This is a genomic window from Actinomadura sp. BRA 177 (assembly GCF_013372625.1).
Taxonomy (GTDB): domain Bacteria; phylum Actinomycetota; class Actinomycetes; order Streptosporangiales; family Streptosporangiaceae; genus Spirillospora.
Genome location: NZ_JABXFD010000646.1, coordinates 1 through 844, shown reverse-complemented (window position 1 = coordinate 844; position 844 = coordinate 1). Strand labels below are relative to the sequence as shown.

Genomic DNA, 844 nt, shown 5'->3' with positions numbered 1-844 from the left:
GGTGGTGGGTGCTGTCTTGTGGGTGCGGAGATGTGGATACGAGACAGGTCACGTCGTAGGGACGGGGGGAGGCCGGCCGCCGACGCACCCGCCTGGTCGTATCGCGCTGCCTGGCAGCCCCCGCCAGCGCTCACGAGTGAGGAACCACCCGCATGAACACCACCCCCACGTCCCCCGAAGTCCGCAGACGCCGCCGGCCGAGGTCGCTCGTCCGCACCAAGCCCGTCATCGGCGCCTGCGCGGTCGCGCTGGCGGCCACGGCGCTCCTGCCGGGCACCGCCCACGCCGACACCACCATCTCCTCGAACCAGACCGGCTCCGACGGCGGCTACTACTACTCCTTCTGGTCGGACGGCGGCGGACAGTCGTCCATGACCCTGAAGGGCGGCGGCAGCTACAGCACCAGCTGGAGCAACGTCGGCAACTTCGTCGCGGGCAAGGGCTGGAGCAACGGTGGACGCCGGTCCGTGAACTACTCGGGCAGCTTCAACCCGTCCGGCAACGCCTACCTGGCCCTCTACGGGTGGACGTCCAACCCGCTCGTCGAGTACTACATCGTCGACAACTGGGGCAGCTACCGGCCCACCGGCACCTACAAGGGCACCGTCAACAGCGACGGCGGCACCTACGACATCTACGAGACGACCCGCACCAACGCCCCGTCCGTCGAAGGCACCAAGACGTTCCAGCAGTACTGGAGCGTCCGGCAGTCGAAGCGCACCGGCGGGACGATCACCACGGGGAACCACTTCGACGCCTGGGCCGGCAAGGGCATGAACCTGGGCAGCTTCAACTACTACATGATCCTCGCGACCGAGGGTTACCCTGAATCATATACACATCT

Annotated in this window: 1 protein-coding gene; it reads left to right on the top strand. The window is 67.2% G+C overall.

Annotated elements, in window-relative coordinates:
* Positions 1 to 152: 152 nt before the first annotated feature.
* The coding region (locus tag HUX53_RS36010) for a glycoside hydrolase family 11 protein (protein WP_176407752.1) at positions 153 to 844 on the top strand (692 nt) is incomplete at its 3' end.